We start from the raw sequence: 20,484 nt of genomic DNA, 5'->3' as shown, positions 1-20,484 counted from the left end.
CTGCCGAACCGCCTCCAGTTTGAACTCCCGCGTGTACTGCGCACGCACTTGCTTGTCACTCATTGCTCAACTCCTTGTCGGTATTTTCAACAAGGGTTAAGAACTCCACTTTTCAGGGGCAACCTCACCCAGTTCCTCGAAGAACTTTGTGCCTCTCGTCCATGTCCAGACCGTAGACGACCCTTGTGCTCCATCAATGTGACTAAGCAATCGCTCGCAGCAGAAGGCGGCAATTTGCCAGATGTCAGAAGCTCCGTAGGGGTGGAAACTGACACCACACGCAGGAAGTCGAACTGCAGTATCTGCGTTCCACTTTGCGATGTTGACGGCGACGTCCGCTGGGTCAGATTGCGGCCAGGAGTCACCAGCATTAAGCCAGACCAAATGGCCAGCGGCGCACATTGGCTCCGCCCAAGCCATGGCTACCGGCGTGTTGGCAAGCAGTCCCTCTGCCAATCGACCCAACAGGACGCGCACAGCACTTTCCCCAGTGCAGTCGATGACAAGGTCAAACTGCTTTTCGCTGACCGCAACTTCCACGAAGTTGGAAGCAATAGCTGCGCGGCCATCCACTTTCAAACCTGGTACTTCCTTGCGCAACTTCAACGCAAGCTCCACCGCCTTGAAGTTGTCTGTAGAGGAGTATCCAAGTACATGTCTGGATGTGTTTTCAGGCTTAAAGGTCTGCATGTCGACTAGGCTCAAGTAGCCAGCACCCGCACGGGCAAGCAACTCTGCAATGGGAGAGCCAAGCGAGCCGCAGCCCAGTAGTAGCACACGCTTGGACCTGCGGTTGTGAAGGATCGGCAGCTGATGGTCACGAGCCAGCCCCCAATCAGCATCGACCCGTTCAACGTTCACGGGCACCGCATTTGGCTCCGTCAAACCGGGTACAGGTGGTGGCAGGATGTAATAGCCAAAAGTCGCAGGGCCTTGGATCAGGACAATAAGATAGGAGTGCTCTTTGCCGTCTTGCTTATCCTTGAGCCATTTTGACAGCTCCACCTCTTGCCCTGTCCAGCCCTCTATAAGCAACTGGAGTTCTCCAAAAGAGCGAGCCCAAGTATTGGGTGTCCATCTCGCTTCATCTGGCATTCGCACAAACAGCGTGTGGCCCTTCTGGTACACGCCGCGTGCCCAACCGTGCCGATGCGACAGCACGTTCGCATCGACTGTGCCTACGGTCGCAAGTGCAATATTGGCTCGTTTGCTCGGCGGTTGGCGCCGATAAAGTGCCAAGTCACCGTCAACGTATCCTTCGAATGACCCTACAGCGGCGCGAATTTTTCTCGGCGTGTTTAGCTGATGCCGAACACGCACTGCATCAGAGTACCTTATCCAGTATGCAGTTCGCTCCGACTGAAACTCCTTATCCACCCAGTCCGCATCCCTGCAGGCGTCAACGAACCGCTGGAAGTCCGTCAGTACGTCACCGACTGCGTGCGCCGGGCTGTCGTAGTCACCTGGTTTGGGCCTTATGCTGTGGCAAACACGCCCGTCCTCCTCCACGTGGGGCAACACCAAGCAAAGTTCTTTACTGATGTAGACCTGGGCAGGCGTAGCAGGGAAATCAAGGGGCAGAACAAGCCGGGCTTTCAGCCCCTCACGAAACTCTGCCAGCCTCCAACTGTAGAGCTTCGCCTGACTTCCAGGAGATGTCTCCCGAGCCGCAAAATCTGGCCCAATTCCGTCCAGCCAAGCAGCGACCGCGTTCTTGGCTTTATCAAACAGGCTTACCACTTGCAGTGCAGGGTCAGGCAAGTTGGTCCTTGGAGCCGGCTGGAATAGGGCGGGTGGGGTTAGAGCGCGGTTCTGCGGGCAGCGTGCCGAGCAAGCCGCCCAGGGCGCCTGTGGCATGCAGGCCTGCGCGCCAAGCCTTCACGCCATGGTCTCCGAAGACGTTCTGAATGTTCTTTTCACCCCTCCTGGTGTGCTCGTCGGAGAAAAGGGCCTCAAGATCCTTCTTGAGTTGGGTGTGCCAACCATAAAACTCGATTTTACGAGCGCCGCCGTCCTTGTTCCAGCGCTCCGCGAAGTTTTCGCCATGGCTGGTTGGCAACGCCGGGTTCATCACTGAGTAAATCCCGGTTACGTACTGAATGTATTTGGGCAATCGATCCGCAACCTCCAGAGCGACTTCAATAGCGCTGGTGAACGCCTGTTTTTCTTTCGTCACCATCTCGTCGTAAGCGGTTGCGGCCAAGGTGACCAGAATCACAGAGATGGGCATGGCTGCGCGGCGCTCATCTGGTTTGCCACGGTAGTAGTTATCGCGATGCAGCTTAAGCAACTGGACAGTACGACGCAGGATGTCGTCAATGCGGATAGGTTCAGTTGGGACAGGGTCGGCTTTGAAGTCTTCCAAAACCATGCTCTTCGCGACAGCAACGCCTTCTTGGAAATGGAAGCGCTTGTTCGCGATGCCGCAGAACCAGTCCGCAAACTCCTCTGGATTGGAGGGGTTCCAAATGGTTTCGGGGTCACGCACTCGGAGCTCAGTTCCAGTAAATTGGTGACTAGTGGGAATGGCCGGCGTGACGTCGAAGTAGAAGCTTTCATGGGGGTATTGGAGTCGCCAGCAACGGCTCTTCGCCGAAGGTTCTCCAGCTCCGCCAACCCCTTTGAGCGATTCTCCGAAGTCCTGAAAAAACTGCTCGGATTCCCCAAGGTTCGCGTACTTTGGGGACGACAGCTTGACCACAATATCCAAGTCAAACTTCGTGTTTCCGTACATGGCAATGGTGGTTTGTGTCTTCATCGAACCTTGGACAATGACGTGTACGCTTGTCTCGTCAACATGAAGCTTTTTGGCAATGTGCTTTTGAAGGTCCTCGTACTTCTGAATGGCTTTCGCTCGCTTCTCTTCGGGCAGTTCCAGTTTGGACAGCATGCCAATGATGAATTTCTCCCACTGGAGCGCATCTTTACGAGCGTCAAGAATTGCAATGACACTCTTCGAAAGCGAAATGGGGTTCGTCGTCATGGCTTTTCCTAAGCAGGGTTAATGTAGGGGTTGTTGGGTCGGGACAAATTGAGCGTGAGCTCCCTCAGCACGAGGCATTGCGACGCTCCAAGGATAGTGAAGGGGTTGCTTTGGTTCAAACTGATAAACAAGCACCTCTGGCATGTTCCTGTCGTATGCCGAGCCAATGCGAAGCGAAAGGCTTGCGGGTGCTGCAAGCACAAGATGAATCCGCTTGATGCCCCGGTCTGAAAGCTTGTTGATGGCCTTGAGGAACTGGTCCAGCAGGGCCACTTGCTTTTCTTTAGACCAGAGCTCGTTCAAGGCAGAGTTGGATAGCTGAAGCCGAACAACTGGAATTGTTTCGAAAGTGTTCTTGAGATGCTCTTCTCGGATGCGGTAAGACACCGAAACAGCCAGCACCACCTCTTCGATACCTTCAACCAGCACGTCCGTATCCAATACTTCGAACCGGTCGCCGTCGTCGATGCCCGCTAGCTCCTGCCACGCGTGTCGCGTGCGCTCCCAATCGAAGAACTCTTTACTTCCTCCGTCATTGAGAAGCATGCCTGCGTAAAACAGGAGCGGTACCTGCAAGATGCCCCCTGCGACAACCGTCACGTCCGCCTGAATAGTGTCGCCGCAGCGAAGGCGAACTTGCTCAGGAATGAGGCTCAGGGTCGAAATAGCTGCCTGTACGTTCGGTGGCGTTCCGGTCAGATAGTCACGGACATTGACCAAGCAATCTTCACGGCGGCCGATGTAACTGGGAGGAATGGCGCTTTTAAGAGGGGTGGCGGTGGTGTCGACCAAGCCACGCAATTCGACGCATATGACACGTTTGCGACTGGCCGCGCGGAACTCCCGCACCAATTCAAAAACAACAATGCTTGCGCAGATAACAAAAAACGCGACCGCAGCCCACCCGACAACTTCGCCAACTACTCCCGCGCCACCTGATGTCCCAACTTTTAGCTCTTCAACACCCGCTTCAGTTTGGCGCCGCCAACTCGCGTCGAAGTTGAAGCCCAAGACCGTTACCAGCAGGCTCACGCACATGCCCATCACCAGGTAGACAGGGCGTCTAGTTCTGGTGTAGTAAGCCATCAGAACCTCAATCATTTTTTTGAGCCAGGCCACGGTACTCCCTAAATACTTGTTTTTGCAGGCCGCCCTAGCGTCCATGGTGGACGAAAGCGTTGGGCGTTCCTGCTTCTACTTATGGTCCACCATTTTTATCACAGGGGTGTGGGTTGTCTGAAGAGGGTCAACCAGCGGAATTTGAGTATTGGTCAGCGGCAGCTTCTGGCCCCATTGCAGCCGTATGAGATTGATTCTCAAACGACAGCAACCGCTGCAAAGGATCCCAAGCGGCAGATTCCGCAAAACAAGTGTCGTTGCCCCAAGCATTCTTTTCATCCAAGGAGGAGACAAGTTTGTTCAGGGAACAAATTTCTTGCACGCTCCCCCCGGCTGCTGTAACGTTTCTTCATAAATTCAGTCGAGATGGAGGGACTATGACAGTGACGATCGGCGGCAAAGATTGCCGCATTGGCCTTGCTTTGTCTGGCGGGGGATTCAGAGCTGCTGCCTTTCATCTGGGCATGTTGCGTAAGCTTCACGAACTGCGGCTTCTCCAAGGCATTGATCTTTTGACATGTGTCAGTGGCGGAAGTATTGCGGGGGCAACGCTTGCTGCGAATTGGTCAAGTGGTGTCGATGCAGCACTCCACAAGCTCGATGAGTACCTCAGAACAAAGTCAATTGCAGTGGGGTCCGTGATCGGGGGCTTCCTGGATCCGTTTGAGTCCCGCTTGGACAAGTTGGCTGAGAGCTACGACAGAGATCTATTCGGTGAGAAGTCTTTGTCCACTCTGCAACATGGCCCTCGGATTTACTTGAACTCGACGAACATCGCTACGGGGAACATGTTCTTCTTTGTCGCTGGTGGTGGGAGCGCTTCCAAAGCGGAGATGGGCGAGCATGAGCTTGGCGTTGTCGATGCGGGAACCTTCAGAATCAGCAATGCAGTTGCGGCATCTTCAGCATTCCCGCCTGTTTTCGGCCCCCTGCGGTTGGATCCGGACGTCTACCCTCCGGCAGAGCAAGTGGGCTATGTGACGCTCACGGATGGTGGTGTCTACGACAACCTCGGTATCAACCCTGGTCTGCGCGAACGAAACAAGCTCGACTATTTAATCACCAGTGACGGCGGAAAGCCGTTCACCAATACCTCAGAGCCAACAGAGGCTGGAGCCATGGTCCTCAAAGCTGCTCTGGACATTCTGATGGAGCAAGTGAGAGGGCTGCAGTTCGATCGCATGCAGCATCGGCACTTGGCGGGTAGGGGGCCAAAGCCACTGTGGTTCTCTATCGATAGCGTCGAGGGGCAAGCCAACCCGGGAGATGCCACCTTTGCGTCCTCGATCAGCACCAACCTGAAGCGGTTGAACGACGACGAAATGACTGTTCTCCAACGCCACGGAGGGGCACTCGTTGAAGCCCGCCTTCGTTCATACGCACCCGAGCTCCTCGCGGCGGTTTGATCCGATCTTTCCAGGTCAAATTGCGACCCCATGAGGTCGCGCAGTCTAGAGGAGCCCAGCCGTGACGATGATCAAGCCAGGCAAGCAGTCGTTCTTAGTGTTGGCCCAAGATCCAGGAGTGAGGGGGCCCTCAGGAGAGCGGGTATTTGCGACTGTAGATGTCCCAGCAGAACGACTTGCCCTCGGGCCCACGGGATACCGGGTCAAGGTCGTTGACTTCGATGCGGAGGCCTGCGTGCTGTACAAGGCCCACGCATACCAAGAGGATGCGGAAGGCAGGCTAGAGGACATTTTTGCGGCCCAGCTTCCACCTCCCGGGAGCAAGCTCCGCAAAAAGGTGGAAGACCAATTGCTAGCCAACCCGGCGTTTCACGGGCAGAACGTCTATGCGTTGGTAATGCGAACGCTGGCGCGTTTTGAGTACGCATTGGGACGGCGGGTGCACTGGGGTTTCGATGGTCACCAGCTCCATGTTGCCCCGCACGCATTTGTGGATGCCAATGCGTTCTACTCCCGTGAAGACCGCGCGTTGATGTTCGGCTACTTCAGGGCCGATCAGGAGCCCGCGAAGCCTTTTATCTTTACGAGCCTCTCGCATGACATCGTCGTGCACGAGACTACGCACGCTTTGCTAGACGGCCTCCGCGCTGGCTTCATGAACTTCTCCGGACCTGATCAGGCTGCCTTTCATGAAGGTTTCTCGGATGTTGTCGCGCTGCTGTCGATCTTTTCGCTCAAGGAAATCGTTGAACTGGCTTTGACCCAGTTCAATGATGGAACCAAACGCGTCGCCATCAAGAGCAACGGCAAATCTCTGATTCATCGAAGGGCGCTCACTGCCAGCGCGTTGACCGACAGCGCCCTTATGGGACTTGCGGAGGAGTTCGGGCGGGCGCTGGGGGGTATGCGAGCGAATGCTTTGCGCCGATCAGTACGAATCAAGCCCTCACGCGACTTGCTCGGCTCTCCAGACTTCCGAGAGCCGCACACCCGAGGGGAAATCCTCGCTGCCGCCCTGATGCGTACGTTCCTTCAGATCTGGCTGCGTCGCATTGAGGAGCTTGGGACCTTTGATGATGGTTACTACAACCTCGTGGAGGTTGCGGCCGAGGGGGCAAAGGTGGCAGACCACCTTCTCACCATGTCAATTCGAGCCCTCGATTATTGCCCGCCTTTGGACTTGGAATTTGGTGACTACCTTGCTGCACTGCTCACAGCGGATGCTGAAATTGCCCCCGATGACAAGCGGTACCACTATCGAGACACTGTCCTAAAAGTATTTGGATCCTTCGGAATAGAGCCTCCTGCGAGTAGAACGGACGCGAGTGGCTGTTGGCTTGGGTTTTCGCAACACGCCTCTATCCAGTATCGGAGGACGAACTTTGAATCCATGCTCCGCGACCCAGAAGAAGTATTCCGATTCATCTGGGAAAACCGAGACCCACTGGGCGTCGACGAGCGGTCCTACACCCAAGTAGTCTCCGTACGCCCCAGCCTACGCATCGGGCCTGAGGGCTTCTTGTTGCGTGAGACCATCTGCGAATACGTCAGCCGCGCCAACATATTCGGGGCGGAGCTCAAGGTGGTTTGCAACGTGGATCCGCGACCACCTGGTGTGAACTCCAATACGCCACTGACCGTCTATGGCGCAGGCACACTTGTGTTTGACCAATATGGCCAGTTGAAGTACCACATCGCCAGGCAAATGAGCGATGGTCAATGGCAGCGAAAACGTCTTGAATACCTGGTCGGCGAACCCATGGAGGAGCCCGAGATCGGCAGTGCTTTTGCCAATCTACATCGGATGCGAGCGAACTGCGTTTCGTGCGATGAGACAGGCAAACGGCAGAGAAGTTCGTCCAGTCCGCGAGCCAAACGCGCACAAGCTGTATCGCTCCCGACGAAAGGCCATTTAGGAGGCTCGGCATGAGTACGAACAAGGCGCGTCCGAAGGTGGGCGCGGGCGCAAAGCCTCCTGCTTTGACGAAGTCTGCCAAGGGCCCGACTCATCTCAATCTGTTCGCCTACCAAGTAGGGTTTGGCGACTGCTTTCTGTTGCAGTTCGTGTATGGGGATGCCGACTCAGATAAGCGGCATGTGCTCATTGATTTTGGCACCACTGGAGCGCCAGAAGCGGACAGTGGAAAGCTAATGCAGAGAGTTGCGGAAGACATTAGGGAGAAATGTCGGGGAGCGCAACTGGATGCTGTTGTTGCCACACACCGACATGCCGACCACATCAGCGGATTCGCCACGAAATCCAACGGCAATGGCTCTGGAGACATCATTCGGGCACTTCAGCCGCGCCTTGTGCTGCAGCCTTGGACTGAAGATTTGGCATTGGCAACGGACGCTACGGGGCCACTCACAAAAAATGCGAAAGCCACCGCTGGAAGCACTCGTGCATTTAGCGCGCTTCAGGCCATGAACAACGTGGCGGAGCAGGTCGTCAAATTGGCCGCTGAGAAGCCAGGAGGACTACCACGAGGCCTGGCTGAACGGCTTGATTTTCTGGGGCGGGATAACACCAAGAACCTATCTGCTGTTGAGAATCTCGCGGGCATGGGTAATGCAGGAAAAAGCTCGTATGCCTACTACGGCATGGAGGACCCTCTTAAGGATTTGCTACCCGGCGTAAAGACCTACGTGCTGGGGCCGCCCACGGTGGATCAAAGCGCGACCATCAAGAAGCAGCGCGCCACTGACAACGATGAGTTTTGGCATTTCCATGCTCGTGGAGTGTCCACGGCAAACTCAATCGACGGCAACGCGCATGGGCCATTTGATGCGAGCTATGTTTTCGCCAAAAAAGGCAAGCTACCGCGAGAGGCACGCTGGGCGGCGAAGCACATCACCAATGCTCGCGGCAATCAGCTTCTTGGCATTGTCACCATGCTGGACAAGGCGATGAACAACACCAGTCTCATCTTGCTTTTCGAGGTGGGTGGAAAGCGGTTGCTGTTTCCTGGTGATGCGCAGATCGAGAACTGGTCATATGCACTTGAACAACCCGGGATTGCGGAAATGCTGGCAGATGTTGACCTCTACAAGGTCGGACATCACGGGAGCTTAAATGCTACGCCCAAGTCACTTTGGAAGGGCTTCAACAAGCGTGGAAACTCCTCGAAAAAGGACCGCATGACCTCCGTTCTATCGACCATGGCAGGCAAGCACGGCAGCGAAGAGAAGCGAACAGAAGTTCCAAGGAAAACGCTGGTGGATGAGCTGAAACACGATACGCATTTTCACTCCACGCAAGAGCTTCCCATCAATGGGCTATACACACACGTCCGAATTGATTTCTGACTAGAGAGCTAATGCATAAGCCCAAGAGCTGGGATTTCCGGACGAAGCAACCGCGGTGTTTGATCACTTGCCATCTGTTATGAACCAATCTATCAGGTACCTCACTAAGTCTCGCTTCAAGCTGGCCGCCGAGTGCCCCAGGAAGCTCTACTACACGGGCAAGAAGGGTTATCTTGATCGATCACTTGATGACAGCTTTCTGGCTGCTTTGGCCGAGGGCGGCTACCAGGTGGGCGAATTGGCGTGTCTAGCCCATCCTGGTGGCATCCGTGTTGACGACCTCGACCACGACGTTGCTCTGGCTAAGACTGCTGAGCTCCTGCAGCAGGACGAGGTCACCATCTTTGAAGCCGCGATCGCATTTGGAAGTATGTTTGTGCGCGCTGACGTCTTGCGAAAAATTGGAACGCGCATAGAGATCATCGAAGTAAAAGCGAAGTCCTACAGCGCGAAAAAGGATGGTGACTTCACAGGAGCCAAGGGTCAATTGAAGTCGGAGTTCCTGCCGTACTTACAAGACGTGGCTTTTCAGCGCTATGTCGCACAGAATGCGCTGCCTGGTCACCAGGTTCACGCATTCTTGATGCTTGTCGACAAGGAGCAATTTTCAACAGTTGATGGACTCAATCAGCGATTCAAGGTGGTCGTGGAGGGACGGCGTCTCAGGGTCCAAGTGGAACCAGGCACGACGCTGGAATCCCTAGGTCAGCTCCTGCTGGCCACAGTCCCTGTGGACGAACAGGTTGACATGATCCTGTCTGACACCCTCACAGTCGAGCCGAAGGAACAGCGTCCCTTCCCTGAAGCGGTGGGGGCCTTCGCTCTTGCCTACTCGCAGGACACGCCGCTTCCCCCCGTTCCTTCGTCAGCTTGTGGTGGCTGCCAGTTCAAAGCGCCTAGCTGGCCATTGCCTGAACAGCCCAAGAGCGGCTTTCATGAGTGCTGGTCACAGGCGTTCAATTGGGGAGAAGCTGATTTCAGCGAGGCGACGGTTCTAGACCTCTGGAACTTTCGTGGGAAAACTCAGCTCATCGAGCAGGGAGTGCTGAAGGCAAAGCAGGTCACGCTGGAGGACCTGAAATTCGACGGTGAAGATCCAGGCGTCAACGGTATGACGCGCCAGCACCGACAGTGGTATATCTGCCAGCCGGCGTGGCCCGGTGGTGGCGAGTACTACTTCGATGGTGCGGGCTATCTATCTGCAAGGGCCGGATGGAAATTCCCGTTGCATTGCATCGACTTCGAGACAAGCGCAGTCGCCATCCCCTTCGCGAGCGGTCGGCATCCGTACGAGCTCACCGCCTTCCAGTTTTCGCACCATGTCGTCTACGAAGATGGCAGGGTTGAACACCGGAGCCAATGGCTCTGCGCCAAACCTGGTGTCGATCCGAACATTGATTTCGTTCGCGCGCTGTGCAATGCCCTTAGTAAGGACAACGGCACCATCTTCAGATGGTCCGCGCATGAGAACACAGTGCTGAACAAGCTGCGTGAAGAGCTCCTTGCATCGGCTACACCACCCAAAGACAAGGACGCACTGGTAACCTTTATTGAGTCCATCACGTCAAGGTCCGTTTCTTCCAAAGAGAAGATTCACGGGCCAAGGACCATGGTTGACCTATGCGATATAGCAGAGAAGTTCTACTTCCACCCGTCTACAAATGGCAGCAACTCGCTGAAGAAGGTACTCCCAGCGCTGATGAAGAGTTCGACCGCTCTGCGTGAAACTTACGGTAAGGCGAACTACGGCGGAATGGGTGTCAGCCTGAACTTTGTGGAGCCCATTGCTTGGTGGCAAGAGGGTGATGGCGAGGTAATGGACCCGTACGCGCTTCTACCTCCAGTATTCGACGACCTTTCGCGCGATGAGGCCGATGCAGCCGATGAAGGCCTGTCCGAGGAACTGAAAGAAGGCGGTGCAGCAATGGCTGCCTATGCCCGACTCCAGTTCGAGGATCTGCCTGATGCTCGCCGCGCAAACATGGAGAGCGCCCTCCTTAGATACTGCGAGCTGGACACACTGGCGATGGTGATGGCAATCCAGGCGTGGGACCACATGGCGGCGGCTACGGCCAAGTCCTGATTGGGGCATCACAAACATCTGTTCCGGCATTTCTTAAGTCCCGCCTTTGGCTTTGTAGAACGACCTCCGCGACGCGGAGCTTGACGTCAGGTAAAGCGCCTCACGCCCACCCCAGGGCGAAAATCACTTGCTTTGCCACGCGCTGTCCTCGATTCAAGCGTGCACCACATCGGCGGCAACAGCGACTCTAGCTACCGGCTGCCATGGTGAGAGATGAGACGTACCCGCCGCCACGCTCGCCTTCGAAGTCGAACTCGTACAGCGTGACTGGTCGCAGGACTTTGATATGGCGACCAAGGAAGAACGCAACACTGTATGGTGCCGCCATGAACAGATGCAATGCAGGACGAGCTGCAAGGCCTGCTATTGATCGTACATCCTTGAGGTGGTTAGCCAGACGGTCCGCCAATTGATCAGCGTGGGTGCCATTTAGCACGGCGCACTGCGATGCGCTACCCGTGAGGCCTGCGACGACCAAACGACCAATGTTCGGCTGGCCCTGGAGAAACGCACGAACCTGCTGTTCTGTGGTTCGGGTGATGGATACCGCTACAGCCACCTCCGGGCCATTGGTTCCCATGTCGAACTCGCTGAACGTCCAACCTGGCCAGTTGGTATCTACCGGCGCGTCATCGGCGGCCCAGATGGCAGAACCACCACGAGTTCGCTGCTCGATCTCCACAATCTTTCCGGATTTGGTGTCCAGCACGGTGCCCGCAGCGAACGCCAGCGTCAAGTGGGTGTCCATGGCAAGGCGAAGACGCTGCTCCCGCTGCCCAGCCGAACGGATAAATGCGGTCAGCTTGGGCAGAAGGTCTTTGTCCCACGTGAACTCGGGCTTCAGGTAGCGGTCGGAGAATTCAGGCAAAAAACTGAGGACTTCATCACAGCGCGCTTCAAGGCGGTCGAAGCCGTGCTCGAAGGACTTGACACCGAAGACCTTCGCCGGTGGCGGCGCTTGGTCTGCGAACAACTTATCGTCCCCGCAGGCCTCGCGGAACGACTTTGCGTCGAATTCGTTTCGGCCTTGTGCCAGCCAGTCATACGGCAGTTGATCGTAGATCGTCGAGCTGGTTCCTGGCTCGCTCGGCTTGAGCCCATAGAAATGCAGCGCCTCATCCATTCGCAGGCGGAAATCATCTAACGACTCCGACACTGAGGTCAGCGCGAGCCGTTCGCAGAACGCGCGTAGTTCTGCCTCATCGACCTTAAGGTGCTGCCTCCAAGCTTCCCGTGCCAACCAGTACTTGCTCTGTTTCGTCGAGCCCTGGAAGAACTCATCGAGCTTCAATGTGTGGTGCTGCTGCTCAACCAGCTTGTGCAGGACATCATCCAGATGGATGCGGTGGTTTGTCATAAGCCGAATGCGCGAAGCAAATCCATCGGCCTGATCCGACAGGTAGGCATCCCGAGCACGCTGCAGCAGCGACGTTGTCGTGGCACCAGAGTAATTGGGGTCTGTCAGGTCTACGTGCGTGAACGTGCCATTGCCCACATGCCACTTGCACTGGAATCGCTCCACCTGCAGCCGCCGGCCAAACTGATCCAGCGGCCCGCGACTTGGGTCGTACTCGACCCAGACGTCATCAAAGCCGCGTGGGCCCGACTCGAACCCGACTCGACGGACGGCTGTGGTGGAGCTCAATAGCTTTGGTGCGTAGGTCCAGAAGATGCGCGCCTGGAAGGCGTTGCCATATCGAGGTGTGTTGACTGCTTGTGTCATCTGTCGCCGTGCACTTGATTGAGTTAAGCTCAGCTAAGCGGGAACATTGGGCCGAACAGGTCTCGCCAAGCACGCAGCGCCTCACCGTTTTTGCCTTGTCGGACGAGGTGAATGGCCTGGTCGGCTTCCCTTGCGGCGGCTGTCAGCAGCTTCTTGGCCCGCTCAACGCGCGCCGCGTCCATTGACCCGCTGATGGGCGGTCCAAGCTTCGCAGGATCCTCCCACGTGTCACCGATGCGATCAGCAAGGGTCGCAAAGAAGGACTGTATCTCTCTGTCGAACTGACCACCCCAACCGCCGTGCAGGCACTCGTGCGCCATCACTTCAATGAGGAAGGATGGCTTCACGGGTTTCTCGCCGTGCTTTGGGTTGTTGTTCCAGTACTTCACCATCCGCACAAGCCCCTTCCATTCGCTCGAGTAGGCTTGGTGAGCATCTACGGCCTTCTGTGCGTGAATCTTGGGGTTGGTCTTGATCCATTTGCTGGTGTCACCATCGGGGATCTCGTAATTCTCGTCACAGGTAAATGCCGGGACGACATCAATGCTCAGCACCTTGTAGTCGGTCTTATCTTCGTCCTTGATCTCAATGCCGAAGTCGACATTGATGGATCGGCTCTGTCTGCGAACAGCCTTCTCGCCGTACTTCTCGACCATCACCGCCGTGTAGTCATCGAGCACCACGCCAGGGTCCTTGTCGCGGTAGTGCCGCTCGGACTGCTTCATGGGAAAGAAGATGTCGATGTCCTTGAGTGGCTTGGTCTTGGTGTGCCTCTTGTACGAGCCGGTCAAGAAGTCGCCTTCAATGGCGAACTTGGTGTGCAGATAGTCCCGCACCTCCGTGTGCTTCGCCGAAGCATTGTCCTGTTCCTTCTGGTTCAACTCCAGGCGGCTTTTGAACTTGCGGAATGCTTCATTCACAGTAAGGGTCATTTCGTCCTCCAGTAGCTCATGTTTGCGCTAAGGCCGTTGTGCTCCACGCCAGTACCAATGCTTTGACGCACCATGCCGTCGGTGGACCTGAACTCTGTGACAGACCATCCATCGACGTCTGGCCGTCCCGCCTTGTTTTTTACAATCACGCTGTAGAGCGCCTCCGATGGCAGAAGGCCCTCTTTGCTAATGGCATACCGCAGCGCCTCGGGATCCACCCATAAGTTGCCCGCCTCGGACGACCACGAGTACGTCACCGCAATATCCCAACGTTTGATCAGTGCATTCGTCTTCGGGTGATAGATCTCCAAAGTCACGAAATCGAGGTGCTCGCTTTCGATCCACCGCTTGATACCGGCATGCAGGACGTTGTGATCACCAACCAGCTTCTGGGGGTCTAGGCCGCTCAGTACAAGCACGTCCTTCAAGCTCTTCAGGATGTTGTCGGTGACGTAGCTCACCGAGTGCGAATAGGAATAGACGGCAACGGCGCTCATGATTTCAGGAACTCGCTGGTATCGAAGGAGAAGTCGGCGGACGCCTTCTTGGAGTCCTCGGTTGATTCAGAGCCGAACTTAGAGGTCATGTCTCGGGCCGTGATGCGCTTGCTCTTAGCCTTTAGTGCTCGCTCGACCCAGGCCAAGTCATCCTTTGGGCACGGCAGCGAAATAGCCCACTCGCCTTCCAGCGGGTCGTGCCCCAGCGCGTCCTCTTTGGCGTCGCTGCCATCAATCGCGTCCTCGTCATAGAGGCAATAGATACGCGTTCGAGGGCCTTTGCACTCAACGACGATGGCGGCGTCCTTCGGCGCCATCTCTGTGAGGATCGAACTTGCGACACCGGCGACGGAGAGCAGTTCGTCACGCTTGGGCCCAGACTTTCCTTGAGTCAACAGCCCGACGATGAAGTCCCATGTTTCGACGGAATCCCGGTGAGGCGATCCGCGGACGACGCGCTTAACGACAGTTGCGTTGCTCATTGCTTGCCTTTCTGGCGCGTGGCCTTGGCGAGGGCTATAGCCGACTGAACATCGGCCAAGGTCAGCTTCGCTGGAGCCACCGCCACTTCCTTACGTGATGCGAGTGCGTTGGCAACGACCTTGCGGATGGTTCGTCCGTCGAGGCCAACCGTGTCAGAGACCAAATGCTTGAAGCCGGACTCTCGAGGTAGCTTTTCGATGCCCTTGAAGATCTCGCCGAGCTCTGTCAGGCATTCGGTCAGGATCTGCCCACAAGCATCAAGGTTGGGGAGGGGGACCTCGAGCACCAGGTCGCAGCGCGATGTGAAGGCGGCATCGACCGCCTGAGGGAAGTTGCTGGTCGCGATGAACAGGATGTTGCTGAACTGCTCAGCCAAAGAGTCGAGTTGCACGAGCACCGCGTCAGTCGCTCGCATGACATCGACCGGATTCGCATCCATGCTCAGTTTGGAACGGTCCACAGCCAGCGTCTCGACCTCATCCAGCAAGACGATGGTCGGACCACGTGCGGCAGCTTCCGCGATGGTCTGCGAAAACAGTTCAGAGACAGCCTTCTGGGTCTTTCCCATCATTGCGCTGCCCAGTGCATGCGGGTCAACCTCCAACAGTGTGAACCCAGCCTTGGACATCAGTGTGGCCACCTCGTTCGCCAAGCCCCGGGCCAGCGAGGTCTTGCCGGTGCCAGGTGGGCCCACTAGAAGGATGGCGCCGTGCAGTGGCAGCACCGTCCGCTTGACCTTAGGACGGACAGTGAAGTTGACGATAGCCTGTGCAACCAGACGCGACTTGATTTCGTCATCAATAATGATCGACTTCCACAGGTCTGCCAGGTCCTTTTCAGGCAGTTTCACGATGCGGTGGATGCCCTTGGGTGCTTCGGAATGGTTCGACATCAGGGTTTTCTCAGTTCTAGAGGGAAGTGCGGCTCGTTTACGCGCTCAGGTATCGGTCTACTTGCTTCCCTTTGAGCGAAAGGAAGACGCCTAGTAAGCCGAAGGCGATGACTACGACGAACGACACCGGGTGCTCGGGAACCCACCAGCTGGGCAGGTTGGGCAGCACCTCGGCCAGCGTTTGCGCCGAGCGATGCTGCAGAGCAGCAGGCACTGCGGTGATGCAATGCGCTGCTGCTCCAAAGATGCATAGGTACACGGACACATGGGTCAAAAATCGCCCCGCACTCCGCAATCTTCCAAATTGAAGGAAGTAATCCACAACCCGTTCAAGCACTGGCGTCTCCTTGCAATCTCGTTTTGTTTGCATCACCATGATGCCAATAAATGAGATTTATTGTGACTATATCTAATCAATATGATCAGCACAAGGATTTTTTTAGATGAGATGGAACAGGTTCCCACGGGTATCATTCGTGGATGGAATCCCAGCCTAGCCCAAACTTGGTCCCGTCCTTGGAGACCTTGACCCGAGTGCAACGAGAGCGGTTGTCACACATCGATTTCACACTGTTTTTCCTTGGCGAACTCCGACGAGCGGACGTTATCGCCAAGTTTGAGACAGCACCGGCTGGAGCCACTCGGGACATAGCGATGTATCGAGGTTTGGCCCCAGATAACCTTGATTTCGACAGCACGGGCAAGCTCTACCGGCCAAGCTCTAAGTTCAAGCCCCTGTTTGACCACCCACCACTGCGCGTATTGGCGACGCTCTCCCAAGGATTTGGCCTGAGCGAAGACGTCATGAGTTCGCCGGTCATCCCCTGCGAGTTCCCCTCTACCCTCAGTGTTCCCTCGGTCGAGGTTCTTGCCCCTATCACCCGTGCTATCAACAGAGGCAAAGCCGTCTCGTTGACCTACCACTCGGTGAGTAGCGGCAAAACACGTCGAGAGCTCGTGCCCCTCGCGCTGGTCGACAATGGAGTTCGCTGGCATGTCCGCGCTTTTGACCGGCTGAAGAAACACTTCACCGATTTCGTTCCGACCCGGATGGAAGACGTAGAGGTCCTGGAAGCCAGCACAGTAGGCCGGGAAGAGCGCGCAGACCAGGATGTCCAGTGGAGTCGGATCATTGAGCTGAGGTTGGTGCCTCACCCAAACCACCCACGTCCAGAGATAGTTCTCATGGACTATCCAGTGCAGGACGGCGTCCTGTCAGTCCGAGTTCGTTCGGCCAACGCTGGCTATATGCTCAGAAGATGGAACGTAGATTGTTCTCCCGACCATCGTCTCCGTGGACTTGAGTACGCGCTCTGGCTGCAGGACCCGTTGTCTCTCTACGGATCATCCAACGCCACAATCGCGCCGGGTTACCAGCCTCCGGAATCGGCCGGTAATTTCACCTTGACTGGCAGCTAGGGCTGTGAGCGCATAGTCCACATGCACGATGGCAAGGGGCGTAAATTCACGCGAGCCTCCAGGGCGCATGCCCGCGCCTGGAGAATGGCGAGGGACATTAGGGTAGTAGGCTCCCAGGTTGGAGCGGGCATCAGCAGAGGGAAGAAGAGAGACGGCAGCAACGGTAGCGACCAGTGCTGCGAAGGCCGGGCGCCACGTGCGCGCCCGAAGAGAAATCGAACTCACGGCAGATAGGCAAAGCCGTGGATTGAGTCACAGCGCGCAAGTGTCCTTTTGTAAGCCCGGTAAAAAATTCTCCGAGCCTGCTCTCGTCCTGGGGCCTCCTGGTGTTTAGAACGGAATATCGTCGTCCATGTCCTCAAAGCCCGAGGCAGTGGGCGGCGAGGTTGGCGTAGTCGGGGCAGGGGCCGGGCGCGCACTGGCTCGCGTCTTGGCTGCGGGTGGTGCCGGTGCGGGGCCCGGCGCCTCATCCACGCCCGCTCCATCCAGCGCCGTCTTCAGCGCTGCCTCCACCGCATCGATGCGCTGCTTGCAGACCTTGTACGCATTCACCGACTCGGTAACGATGGTCAGCAGGTCATCGATGTTGGGCTCGTCCTGGTTGCGCAGCGTTTGGGCATGTCGCTGCAGCACGCCATAGGCTTCACGAAAACTTTCCATCACTCATTCCTTCCGGTTACTGTCATCCGGACGGGCGGAAACCATCCCGTCGCGGAACTGGATCTCAAGGGCGGAGAGGGCGCGCGCCTGGGTCTGGCCCGTCACGGGCTTCCCTTCAGGCGTGCGCACGATCGCAAAGCCGCGATTCAGGGTCTTCTCAGGCCCCTGGCCGGTGACCTCGCGCATGAGCGCCTCGGCCTTGCTCCGGGCGGCTTGCAGGTTCCTCTGGGCGCGCTCCGCCACGCGCTGCAGCCGGTCCTCGGCGGCTTGGCTGGCCGCACGGGTCGCGGCGTGGCCGCGGTCCACCACGGCGTAGAGTGCAAGCTCCGAGCCGCCACGCGCCTCGGCCACACTGGCCTGGGCCCGGGTGCGCACATCGTGCAGCAAGGCTGGCACCTGCTGCCGGGCCGCCGCCAGATGCCGACGGGCCTCACCCTGGGTCTCGTTCCACCGCGCCAGGCTGCGCGCCGCGGCCTCGTGCACCTGCCGCATCGACGCGACCTCCACTTGGCCCATGGCCTGGGTGCTGTCATGCCTGGCTCGGGCGAGATGGGCCTCGGCATCGGCGCGCACCTGGGCCTCGCTGCGGTCGGCCTCGGCTCGCACGCGCTGGGTGAGACGGCCCGCCGCCGTGAACACCGCCTCGACCGCCATGCGTGCCTCGCGTGTGCGCTGCAGGATCTGGTGCTCGATGCCCGCGATCACCTTGCTGGGCGTATCGAAGCGCTGGTGGGCCACCTCGTCCGGCAGCGTGCTGTCGCGCTCATGGCCAATGCCGGTGAGCACGGGAATATCCTGGTCACAGATGAAGCGTGCCAGGTCGTAGTCGTTGAGCCATGCCAGATCGTTGACTGCGCCGCCGCCGCGGATCAGTGCGATCGCATCGGGCGGCGCCCCCTTCGGAAACGTTTTCAAGGCCCGCACCATCGCGGAGACGATCTCCCGCGCTGCGCCTTCCCCCTGGAACCGGCTGTGGGCATAGACGAAGCGACAGGCCCCAAAGCGCTCCAGCCGCTCTGACTCCTTCCGGAAATCCCCCAGCCCCGCAGCATCCTCGAGCGCCACCACGAGCACGCAGCGGTAGTCCCAGGGCGGCTCCAGGCGCCGGTTGTGCTCGAACACCCCTTCGCGCTGCAGCCGCTCCCGGATCTCGCGCTTACGCGCCTCCAGGTCCCCGAGCGTGTACTCGGGATCGATGGCCTCGATCTCCAGGCTGAAACCGTACTGCGCATAGAACACCGGCCGCGCCAGCACCAGCAGCTTGATGCCCGCACCGATGACCGCGCCCGTGGCCTTCTCGAATTCCGGCAAGATGCGCGCGGCCGTCGCGCTCCAGATCATCGCCCGGGCCTTGGCAACGGGCTGGCCGCTGCCATCGCGTTCGGACAGCTCCAGGTAGACATGGCCGCGCACCCGCGCCTCGACTACCTCTACCAAGGTCCACACCCCCTTGGAAAACGCCTGAGCCACTGCACTGGCCACGCCATTGAGCAGGCGCGAGAGCGGAATGCCTTTGGCATGGGGGAGGGCGAGTGTCCCTTCAGACAAGGGCAGGGCCAGATCCGTGGATGAAGGTGAGAGCGAGGAGGGCGCCTCTACGGGCGTCGGCAGCCATTGGGTGAACACCGCCAGATCCCGCCCCTCATCGACATACCAGCGTTTGACCGCGCCATCGAAGCGCGCGCCCAGCGACTTGGCGGCGTCTTTCTGCGCGAAGGGAACGTTCAGGTACTGCCGGGACATGGGAAATGAAGGGGCTGCGAGGCAGCGCCATTGTGGATCAAGGGGCCGGGGCCACGGAGCGCATCGGCTATAAACCGGGATTCACCACTTCTCACAAGCATCCACACCATGAACCGCGCCGACCTCGTGGCAACCCTCGCCGCAAAGAACGACCTCTCTAAGACGGCCGCCAACGCCGTGCTTGACACGCTGATCGAGACCATCCAGACCGCCGTGAAGAAGGGCGATGCGGTGCAACTGGTCGGCTTCGGCACGTTCAAGTCAGCCAAGCGCGCTGCGCGCACTGGCAAGAATCCCTCCACGGGTGCTGCCATCAAGATCCCCGCATCCACAGTGCCCAAGTTCGTGGCCGGGGCGAAGTTCAAGGCCATGGTGGACCCCAAGGCCGCCAAGCGCAAGGCCGAGAAGGCCGGCAAGTAATCGGCCAGACCGATTCGCAAGCCGCCCGTGTGCAATAGCCCCGGGCGGCTTTTTGTTGGGGCCTCTAAGCTCCACACCTTCCATAGATTGGGTTCAACGATGACAGCCTTCTCCGACGCATTCCGGGCCGAAGTTCTGCGCATGGCGCGCAAGGGGATCAAGGGCGAACTGGGCAGCCTGCGCAAGACCGTCACGGCGCAGCGCTCCGAGATCGCGGCACTCAAGCGGGATGTGAAGGACCTGGTGTCACAGGTGAAAGGGATACACAAGGCGGCAGCGCGTCATGCGGCTCCGGGCAAGGCACAGGCCCAGGACGCCGAAATCCCGGCACGCCAGGGACGTCGCTTTCAGTTCAAGGCCGAGGCGCTGGCGACTAAGCGGGAACAGTTGGGCCTCTCGCAGCAGGCCATGGCCTCGCTGTTGGAGGCCTCAACGCTTTCCGTGGCGCGCTGGGAGGGCGGGAAGGCGATGCCACGGGCGAAACAGCTTGAGTGCATTCAGGTGGTGTTGAAGATGGGGAAGCGGGAGGCGTTGGCCAAGTTGCAGGAGTGAGGCTTTTTTGAGGGGGACGAACCTGGCTGCGGTTCGCCCTAGGATTGCTTGAAGCCTTGAGCAGAGAATCGGGGACGAATGTCAGATTGCCCTTTGCCCCCAACGGCTCAAAAGTGTCTAGGAATGTTGGGGCGATTCACGCACCCCCTGTGGCTCACTTTTACTTCGGCGCGGACACTCTCTCGACCGACTCATGTTGATTTCCTTGACCGTGGGTTCAGTGCTCAGATCGTGACTTCGGCGGCGTGACATCTCCGTGAGGCTTG

General features: G+C 57.8%; 18 protein-coding genes. 7 read left to right on the top strand and 11 right to left on the bottom strand.

Translation table 11 applies throughout. From position 1 onward, the window contains the following. Positions 1-96: 96 nt before the first annotated feature. From NFX52_RS23030 to NFX52_RS23020, 3 genes are read right to left on the bottom strand one after another with little or no spacing between them, the layout of a single operon-like run. Positions 97-1,761 carry a ThiF family adenylyltransferase gene (locus tag NFX52_RS23030; protein WP_162239783.1) on the bottom strand — a complete coding sequence of 555 codons (1,665 nt, stop codon included), beginning with the start codon at positions 1,759-1,761 and terminating at the stop codon, positions 97-99. Continuing rightward, the gene (locus NFX52_RS23025) at positions 1,754-2,983 is read right to left on the bottom strand and encodes a nucleotidyltransferase domain-containing protein (protein ID WP_252635834.1); all 1,230 of its coding nucleotides are present in this window, start codon (positions 2,981-2,983) and stop codon (positions 1,754-1,756) included. Before NFX52_RS23025 ends, NFX52_RS23030 begins: the two co-directional genes overlap by 8 nt. 18 nt (positions 2,984-3,001) lie before the next feature. Then, complete coding sequence (locus NFX52_RS23020) at positions 3,002-4,102, bottom strand: SAVED domain-containing protein (RefSeq protein WP_162239788.1); 1,101 nt, start codon at positions 4,100-4,102, stop codon at positions 3,002-3,004. Positions 4,103-4,479: 377 nt separating this feature from the next. On the opposite strand from NFX52_RS23020, the gene NFX52_RS23015 reads away from it, so the two are divergent. The 4 genes from NFX52_RS23015 to NFX52_RS23000 all read left to right on the top strand — a co-directional run bounded on the left by NFX52_RS23015 (position 4,480) and on the right by NFX52_RS23000 (position 10,897). Further along, the gene (locus tag NFX52_RS23015) at positions 4,480-5,508 is read left to right on the top strand and encodes a patatin-like phospholipase family protein (protein WP_055401099.1); all 1,029 of its coding nucleotides are present in this window, start codon (positions 4,480-4,482) and stop codon (positions 5,506-5,508) included. 61 nt (positions 5,509-5,569) lie between these two features. Then, complete coding sequence (locus NFX52_RS23010; RefSeq protein WP_055401097.1) at positions 5,570-7,438, top strand: gluzincin family metallopeptidase; 1,869 nt, start codon at positions 5,570-5,572, stop codon at positions 7,436-7,438. Next, positions 7,435-8,814, top strand: coding sequence for an MBL fold metallo-hydrolase (locus NFX52_RS23005; RefSeq protein WP_055401096.1), 1,380 nt, complete (start codon positions 7,435-7,437; stop codon positions 8,812-8,814). Before NFX52_RS23010 ends, NFX52_RS23005 begins: the two co-directional genes overlap by 4 nt. A 79-nt stretch (positions 8,815-8,893) precedes the next feature. Beyond that, positions 8,894-10,897: a DUF2779 domain-containing protein gene (locus NFX52_RS23000; RefSeq protein ID WP_055401094.1), complete on the top strand. Its 2,004-nt coding sequence runs from the start codon at positions 8,894-8,896 to the stop codon at positions 10,895-10,897. 187 nt (positions 10,898-11,084) lie between these two features. Here NFX52_RS23000 and NFX52_RS22995 read toward each other — a convergent pair whose 3' ends face one another. From NFX52_RS22995 to NFX52_RS22970, 6 genes are read right to left on the bottom strand one after another with little or no spacing between them, the layout of a single operon-like run. After that, positions 11,085-12,620 (bottom strand): SAVED domain-containing protein, encoded by a 1,536-nt coding sequence (locus tag NFX52_RS22995; RefSeq protein WP_055401092.1) that lies wholly within the window; start codon positions 12,618-12,620, stop codon positions 11,085-11,087. A 29-nt stretch (positions 12,621-12,649) separates the two neighbouring features. Next, positions 12,650-13,552 (bottom strand): CBASS oligonucleotide cyclase, encoded by a 903-nt coding sequence (locus tag NFX52_RS22990; RefSeq protein ID WP_055401091.1) that lies wholly within the window; start codon positions 13,550-13,552, stop codon positions 12,650-12,652. Next, complete coding sequence (locus NFX52_RS22985) at positions 13,549-14,049, bottom strand: hypothetical protein (protein WP_055401089.1); 501 nt, start codon at positions 14,047-14,049, stop codon at positions 13,549-13,551. The genes NFX52_RS22990 and NFX52_RS22985 overlap by 4 nt, the downstream gene beginning before the upstream one ends. Further along, on the bottom strand, positions 14,046-14,531 hold the full coding sequence (locus NFX52_RS22980) for a hypothetical protein (RefSeq protein WP_055401087.1): 486 nt from the start codon (positions 14,529-14,531) through the stop codon (positions 14,046-14,048). Before NFX52_RS22980 ends, NFX52_RS22985 begins: the two co-directional genes overlap by 4 nt. Further along, a complete protein-coding gene (locus NFX52_RS22975) occupies positions 14,528-15,424 on the bottom strand; it encodes an AAA family ATPase (protein WP_055401085.1) in 897 nt (298 codons plus the stop codon). Before NFX52_RS22975 ends, NFX52_RS22980 begins: the two co-directional genes overlap by 4 nt. 37 nt (positions 15,425-15,461) lie before the next feature. Beyond that, positions 15,462-15,683, bottom strand: coding sequence for a hypothetical protein (locus tag NFX52_RS22970; protein WP_207402138.1), 222 nt, complete (start codon positions 15,681-15,683; stop codon positions 15,462-15,464). Between the two features lie 290 nt (positions 15,684-15,973). Here NFX52_RS22970 and NFX52_RS22965 point away from each other — a divergent pair, with 290 nt between their 5' ends. Next, the gene (locus NFX52_RS22965; protein ID WP_369801401.1) at positions 15,974-16,843 is read left to right on the top strand and encodes a WYL domain-containing protein; all 870 of its coding nucleotides are present in this window, start codon (positions 15,974-15,976) and stop codon (positions 16,841-16,843) included. A 330-nt stretch (positions 16,844-17,173) separates the two neighbouring features. Here the strand turns inward: NFX52_RS22965 and xseB are convergent, their stop codons facing one another. Next, positions 17,174-17,503 carry an exodeoxyribonuclease VII small subunit gene (xseB, locus tag NFX52_RS22960; RefSeq protein ID WP_055401080.1) on the bottom strand — a complete coding sequence of 110 codons (330 nt, stop codon included), beginning with the start codon at positions 17,501-17,503 and terminating at the stop codon, positions 17,174-17,176. 3 nt (positions 17,504-17,506) lie between these two features. Then, on the bottom strand, positions 17,507-19,246 hold the full coding sequence (xseA, locus tag NFX52_RS22955; RefSeq protein ID WP_252635833.1) for an exodeoxyribonuclease VII large subunit: 1,740 nt from the start codon (positions 19,244-19,246) through the stop codon (positions 17,507-17,509). A 108-nt stretch (positions 19,247-19,354) separates the two neighbouring features. Between xseA and NFX52_RS22950 the strand changes: the two genes are divergently transcribed. Next, a complete protein-coding gene (locus tag NFX52_RS22950) occupies positions 19,355-19,666 on the top strand; it encodes an HU family DNA-binding protein (protein WP_207402313.1) in 312 nt (103 codons plus the stop codon). A gap of 99 nt (positions 19,667-19,765) precedes the next feature. Beyond that, on the top strand, positions 19,766-20,218 hold the full coding sequence (locus NFX52_RS22945; protein ID WP_055392815.1) for a helix-turn-helix domain-containing protein: 453 nt from the start codon (positions 19,766-19,768) through the stop codon (positions 20,216-20,218). Positions 20,219-20,484 lie beyond the last annotated feature (266 nt).

Origin of the sequence: Acidovorax facilis (genome assembly GCF_023913775.1) — a bacterium.
Classification (GTDB): domain Bacteria; phylum Pseudomonadota; class Gammaproteobacteria; order Burkholderiales; family Burkholderiaceae_C; genus Acidovorax; species Acidovorax facilis.
The sequence above is the reverse complement of the archived record's forward strand: the minus strand, read 5'-3'. Positions and strand labels throughout refer to the sequence as shown.